This window comes from Streptococcus sp. 27098_8_82, assembly GCF_041431615.1.
Lineage (GTDB): Bacteria > Bacillota > Bacilli > Lactobacillales > Streptococcaceae > Streptococcus > Streptococcus sanguinis_K.
The window spans coordinates 1-5,193 of sequence record NZ_JAPVYB010000014.1; the positions used below are offsets into that span (position 1 = coordinate 1).

Annotated in this window: 4 protein-coding genes and 1 pseudogene; all 5 read left to right on the forward strand. The window is 36.7% G+C overall.

From position 1 onward, the window contains the following. Window positions 1-1,065: pseudogene (locus O3627_RS11705) on the forward strand (cell division protein FtsK); the annotation flags it as partial. 15 nt (window positions 1,066-1,080) lie between these two features. Next, entirely contained in the window at window positions 1,081-1,425 is a 345-nt protein-coding gene (locus O3627_RS11710) for a hypothetical protein (protein ID WP_002911020.1), read from the forward strand. A 21-nt stretch (window positions 1,426-1,446) separates the two neighbouring features. Continuing rightward, complete coding sequence (locus O3627_RS11715; RefSeq protein WP_002911021.1) at window positions 1,447-3,630, forward strand: hypothetical protein; 2,184 nt, start codon at window positions 1,447-1,449, stop codon at window positions 3,628-3,630. After that, window positions 3,623-4,594, forward strand: coding sequence for a hypothetical protein (locus O3627_RS11720; RefSeq protein WP_002911022.1), 972 nt, complete (start codon window positions 3,623-3,625; stop codon window positions 4,592-4,594). Before O3627_RS11715 ends, O3627_RS11720 begins: the two co-directional genes overlap by 8 nt. Beyond that, the gene (locus O3627_RS11725; protein ID WP_002911023.1) at window positions 4,587-4,940 is read left to right on the forward strand and encodes a hypothetical protein; all 354 of its coding nucleotides are present in this window, start codon (window positions 4,587-4,589) and stop codon (window positions 4,938-4,940) included. The genes O3627_RS11720 and O3627_RS11725 overlap by 8 nt, the downstream gene beginning before the upstream one ends. The last annotated feature ends 253 nt before the right edge of the window (window positions 4,941-5,193 follow it).

The window sequence follows — 5,193 nt, forward strand, 5'->3', positions numbered from 1 at the left end:
GAGCTCTTCAAACTCTTGGTGCGGATCTCCCGTGAAGGTCTCAGCATCGGTGTTCACCTCTTGGTGACAGCGGGCCGTCAGTCCAACCTTCGGGCGCAGTTTTACGCCAACTTCAAGCACCAGCTGAGTCTGCCGCAGAATGATTTCGGAGAAGTCCGCTCTATCGTGGGCTCTACCCCACTGGCGAAAACCATGGAAGACATCAAGGGTCGGGCGCTTATGAAGCGTGACGAGGTTGATGTTATCCAACTGGCTCTGCCAGTAGCGGGTGCTAATGATGCACAAGTCCTTAATAACTTGCGTCAAGAAGTCGCTTCTCTCCAAGAAGCTTGGAGCGGACAGCGACCAAGTGCCATTCCAATGGTACCAGAGGAGTTGAGCAAAGATGTCTTTTACCAAGCTTATGGTATTCAAGAACTCTTGCAGCAGGAAGTTATCCCAATGGGATTGGATATGGAGAATGTACAACCAGTAGGATGGCAGACTCATCAAGGGCCATTTGTATATGTAGCTGGTGAAAAAGATGAACAGAAACTAGCAATGGCTGAGCATATTATTGAGATGTCAAAACAAATGGGTAAAAAAATTGTTTTATTGGCACCTTTATACAATATGTTGCCAGAAATGGATGACGATGAGGTACTAACTGCTTTTGATAAAGAGGCTTTGGAAGAGACAATTTTATCTATCTCTGCTAAGTTGGATGAACGAATGGCGAATCGACAATTTGATTATGTCGCAACCGTATTGTTCTATGATTTCTCAGATTTTATTGAAGAACTGAGCATAGATACTCAAAAAGAGTTGGCACGAATTCTTGAGAAAGGTCCTAAACTTGGTTATATGCCAATTGTTATTACAGATGTTAGTCTGACGAAGCATTATGATACTGCGACTAAAGTAGTTAGAAACTTCAAACAAGGTTTAATTGCGACTCGGATTAACGACCAACAGGTGCTTAATGTAAATAATAGACCAAATACCAGGGAGCCGGTTCTTGAAGTGCAAGAACATTACTTGGTTCAGGATAATATGGCTAGGAAAGTAAAAGTTTTTATAGAGTAATATGAAGGAGAAAAAATGGCAGATTCACAGAATACTATTGCACTGAGAGCGGAAATTGCTCAAGTCGAAAAAAAACTTAAAGCGCTTCAAGCAGCTGGAAAGGGATTAGGCAGTGTAAAAAACGAAATTAAAGAAACCTACGAGGGCGGAGATGCTGAAGATTTATATGGAAATAAATATGATGAGATGAAGGATGACGAGACAAAAGCTATCAAGGAATTCAAGTCAAACTTTGATGATAAGAAAAGCTCTATGATGGAAAAAATTCACAGTCAGGAAAGGGTGTTAGCTTACAAATTAAATTCTCTGAATACTCAACTTAGATTTTCTGAAATTTGGGATGCTATAACAAATAAATAAAACAAAGTAAGGAGCGAAAGTATGGCTATTGTAAAATTTTTAACAAAATCAGGCTTGTCAGATCATGGAGATAATGCGACAACTTCTGCCGGTATTTATAGAGATGCGATTGAAGGTGCTCATCATACTATTAATATAAAAGCCAGTGGCTCACATTCTAAAGCTATTCAAGCTTTTGAAGATAAATTAAATCAGATTTCTGAACAAATATTTGTGAAATATCCTGAATTGTTAACTAAATATGGAAGTGTTATTAGTACGTATACAAAGGCTATAGAAGCTGCTGGGTTTACTTCGGATACTTTAAGAACACAAAAAACTCCCATAAATCATGTTAAAAAATGGCTTGATGATACTACTGTCAATCGATTTGAAAAATTACATAAAGCATTAGATCCTCAGCTAGAAGCGGCTAGGGATGCTTTGCAACTTGATCCGGATCCGGAGAGTGTCGACGAGGATGAGATAAATACTCGGAGCGAACTAGCTTCTGCGAAGGGAGAACTGCAGACTTTAGGGAAGGCTCGAATAGATACTCATATGAAACTAGAGAGTGCTCTACAAACATTCAAAGGTGAGTTGGCAGAAATTGGACAAAATTTTGGTTTAGTAAGCGTGGCTATAAGAAATGCTCAATTTATGGAGGGGCTATCTTTTGAGGATGTAGCAGAATTAATAGTAGCTGGTAGATTAAGTCCAGAGAATATATCTGAATTAGAATCCATTCAAGATGCTGGAGATGGACCCATTTTGAAAACTCTCTTGATGGAGGGAAAGGATAAGGAAGAATTTTTTGCTAAGTTAGGTAGTCTTGATACTCGCAAAGCTAGTGAGATTATGATGGTGAAAGTTTACGATAGAACGTTTAGAGAACAGAAACGTGCAGAAGATAAAAATGATTTTAGGAATCTTGAAGCCATGGCGATTGCCATTTCTCAGCAGGATTATCATAAGGCACGAGCATATTCCGAAAAGATGACCATTGCTGGAGATGCTTATGAGCTAGGGCTGATTGGTGAAGCAAGGGCTTTAAATGCTCAACTCAAAGGAAATAATCGAAGTTCTGTTTTAGAGTATAATCAGAAAATGGATAATAATAAGTCTAAATTGAGAGACTATAAGAAAGAAATGGAATCAAATAAGCGATTAGTTAGTTTATTTGAAGCGTTGTATGTGAATCATATTGGGCAGAATAGACTAGTCTCTAGATCACAAGGCGGAGTAGATATTGAGTCTAAAACTATTCAAAAAGGTAGTTTGAATCTAAACCGTGAAGATGGCAGTGATATATATGGTTTCAAAGCAGACTATTCAATTAATAATAAAGCAAAAAAAGGTTTGGATATTACAGTGAATCAATATAAAACTGAGGATGTAACAACAATCTCAGAATTAAGCGAAGAATACAAAAAATTAGATGATAAGAGAAATAGTGCTACACAAGACTATATCTTAGATATGGTAACACTTGGAGCAGGATCAAAGTATTCGTTTGTTATTAATACGATGCGCAATACAGCGGCATTAATAGATGGAAATTCTTCAGCGGAGAAACGCTTTCAAAGTGTAGGTAAGGAACACCTTGCGCTTAAGGGGGAGTATGGTTCATTATACACTGATAAGGTAGGGTCAGGCCCAGCAGCGATATCAAATACAGGAGCTTTTTTCTCAAAACTTTACGCAATTGAACAAGAAGCTAAAAAAATTGAAGATAGGACACTATATAATACTGTTGATGCTGGAGGTTATACTATTAAAGATGAGAACACTCCTATGAATAGTACTACACGTTTTGCTTTAAATTATGATTTGGCAGCTATTTTACAAATGGATGACTTGGAGAAAAATGGAGCTAGAACTTATATATATGAAACGAATAGTCATTTAGATGATAAAGTTGATGTGGAAAGAGGAATTAAAGCTTTGAGAGACTTTGATAATGCTATTAGTACGTATAAACCTAACATTTCGGATCAGAGTGCTCAGTCGGTTATTACAGGAGAGATGCGTGATCTTCTCGCAGGTAAAGGCGGCCTAGAGAACCAAAATATTGTCAATGTCTTAAATAGTATAGACGCCCTTGAGAAGAGTAAGAGAGGAAATGAGAATATTTTTGGGCTTCAAGGCCATATGTTTTCTAAACAAAATTACATAACAAATCGACAGAAATACTTTAGAGAATTATTAGGAGAATCTGATGAATAGTTTAAAACCTAAAATAAAAAAGTATATTTTGATATTCATTTCGTTTCTAGCTATTTTTGGACTTTGGATGCTGCTCTCTTATGATAAAACAGAGCCTAAGCCAAAATTTAAGGAAGAATTCGCAGAAAGACCAGCATCTAAGATTGATGATATTCAAATAAAGCCATTGGAGGAAGGCCGTATTATTACAATCGAATCCCCGGATGTCAATGATCATTTTGATATAGGGCATGAAAAGTTTTACCAGCAAGAATGGCGGAGAAACATCAGTCTAGGAATTGATGACGAGAGGCAGAAAAAAGGAGAATATTATTTTCTTCATTCTTACGATATAGATACTAAGAAAGAGGAAAAGAAAATCGATATTTTTGCACTTATTCGTAAGTACAATCCTAATGCAGGAGTAAAGCTTCCTGGAGAGGTGGTTTACTATCAAGGGAAAGACTATTTTCGTATTACACTCCAAGAACAAGATAAGAAAAAGAAGGGATTCTATCCTCTAAAGGAAGTTTTTATTGATTTAGATAGTGGCAAAGTTATTGATGTTATTCGTGAACAGTCAAAGGGAATGGTACAATTTGATGTTGCTCTTAGTTTAACGAACTTATCAGAGCAGTTTGATAAAGAGGGATATAATATGAATCTTTGGTATAATAAACTAACACCTTCTTTAGAAAAGCATACAAATATACCAACAGGGCTAAATATATCACAAGATTATCCAGAGCTTGTGCATAAGTTAAATGAAGGGAAAATTAAGGTTTTCGTGCGTCAAGGAGACAATAGTTATGAGGAATGGTTTAATCTTATAATGCATTGGTTTGCGCCGGTTGGTCAAGATAGACTAGCTTTGTCAATTACTGATAAAGACACTGGTGAGGTAACAACAATCAACTCTTACCAAGATTACTTGGCTTGGCGAGAATCTCATCCGAAGGATAGTGAGGTACAAGGAAGTGAATAAAATAAAAATTGATCATAGCCAAATAAGCAGTATTCAAGCTAGAATAAACCAGGATTTAGCTCATTATTTTATAGCGACTGCGGATTCATGGGTCGAAGATTCTTCTACCAAATATATTAATGGAGCTTGCGAGGCTATTCAGGAAAGTACAAAAGGTTTAGCTTCTGGTATATATAATTTTAACAATTATTTAAATAGTATATCAGAGCACTTTAAAGATAAAGACACTAAGCTTGCTGGTGAAATTGAAGGAGTGACCTTTAAAGCGATTCCTTCTGCTAAGCAACAAGCTGCACAAAAGAAGCAGAAAGCTAAAACTTCGACAACCTACAAAATACTACCTTAATAATCTATCTGTTGAATTCGTTTTAAACTATCTGAATTAATTTTCAGGTGGTTTTTTTCTTTTTCCTGCTTTGTCTCATATCCTCTCTTCTCCACCTTATCTCTCGTATGGTATAATGGAACAAGAATATTTTCCTATTAGTACTTTGAAAATTTTATATTTTTGGGCTCGTTTCCCTGCTCTGCTATTCCCTCAAAAAAATGAAATTACAGATCTGGTCTACCTCAACTTGCATGAAAAGGCTCACGGACCA